Genomic DNA, 1,242 nt, shown 5'->3' with positions numbered 1-1,242 from the left:
GAGGGGGAGCAGTGCGGGGCGATCAGCCCAGCACTTTCTGCACGGTGGCGACCAGCTGTTCGGGATTGAACGGCTTCACCAGCCAGCCGGTGGCACCGGCGGCCTTGCCTTCGGACTTCTTGTCCGCTGCCGACTCGGTGGTCAGCATCAGCATCGGCGTGAACTTGTAGTCCGGCAGCTGGCGCAGTTCGCGGATCAGCGCGATGCCGTCCATGTTCGGCATGTTGACGTCGGTGACCACCGCATTGAAGCGCTGGCCCTTGGCACGTCCGAGCGCGACCGCGCCGTCTTCAGCTTCTTCGACGGCAAAACCGGCCGAGGTGAGGGCGAAGGAAACCATCTGGCGCATCGACGCCGAATCGTCCACCACCAAGATACGTGCGCTCATGCAGCGTTCTCCACAGATTTCAGGTTGTCATGGGGTACGTCCAGGCCCAGGGCCTGGGTGACGCCCAACAGGCGTGCAGCGTCACGGAAGGTTGCAGTGCAACCGTGGAAGCCGGTGCCCAGGCCTGCCTCGCGGCGGACCTGCACGAAGGCGCACAGCACCTGCATGCTGGCGGTGTGGATGCGGCCGACCTGGCTTGCATCCAGGGTCAGCTCGCCTGCTTCCGCCACCAAGGGCGAAAGGCGGTTCTTGAGCTCGGTGCTGCTCTCGATGCCGAGATCCTCACCCAGTTCGACAGTGCTCATCGTTGCTCCGGACAAACGGTTCCAGCATTCATAACGGCACCGTGGGGCGGTTCTTTAGGGGTATCGGCGCTGCGCGCCGATTCAGAGCACGGATTCACCCCAGCAGCTGCGTGGCGTCGAGCAGGATCATCGGCCGCTGGCTGATGCGGGCCACGCCGCGGAACAGTTCATTGGAGATCTGGCAGATGCGGGCGGTATCGGGTGGCTCGATCTGCGAGTCGGTCAGGTTGGCGACGTCCTCCACGGCCGACACACGCAGGCCCAGGGTCTCGCCGTTCTCCTCAAGCACGACGATGCGGGTCTGCGCGTCATCCTCGGCGGAGGCCGCACCCAGGTGCAGGCCGAGATCCATCACCGGCACCACCTGGCCACGCAGGTTCATGATGCCGAGCATTTCCGGGGCAGTGCCGCGCAGTGGCAGCAACGGCACCGGCAGCACCACTTCCTGCACCTTCAGCAGTTCCAGCGCGTAGGCCTGGGTGCCACAGCGCAGGCGCAGCCAACGCGACGTGCGTTCGCCGGCGCGGCGGTTCTGCGGATGCGGGCTGC

Annotated in this window: 3 protein-coding genes; all 3 read right to left on the bottom strand. The window is 65.7% G+C overall.

The features are described 5' to 3' along the window. Positions 1–22 precede the first annotated feature (22 nt). Entirely contained in the window at positions 23–388 is a 366-nt protein-coding gene (locus AB4Y84_RS21955; protein WP_025878971.1) for a response regulator, read from the bottom strand. Further along, positions 385–693: an STAS domain-containing protein gene (locus AB4Y84_RS21950; protein ID WP_442243498.1), complete on the bottom strand. Its 309-nt coding sequence runs from the start codon at positions 691–693 to the stop codon at positions 385–387. The genes AB4Y84_RS21955 and AB4Y84_RS21950 overlap by 4 nt, the downstream gene beginning before the upstream one ends. Positions 694–787: 94 nt before the next feature. Continuing rightward, positions 788–1,242: chemotaxis protein CheW (locus AB4Y84_RS21945; protein WP_442250970.1), on the bottom strand; the 455-nt coding region annotated here is incomplete at its 5' end.

The sequence above is a fragment of the Stenotrophomonas sp. 2YAF22 genome (genome assembly GCF_052114665.1).
In the GTDB taxonomy this organism is placed as follows: domain Bacteria; phylum Pseudomonadota; class Gammaproteobacteria; order Xanthomonadales; family Xanthomonadaceae; genus Stenotrophomonas; species Stenotrophomonas indicatrix.
This window is presented reverse-complemented; position numbering and strand designations above follow the sequence as displayed.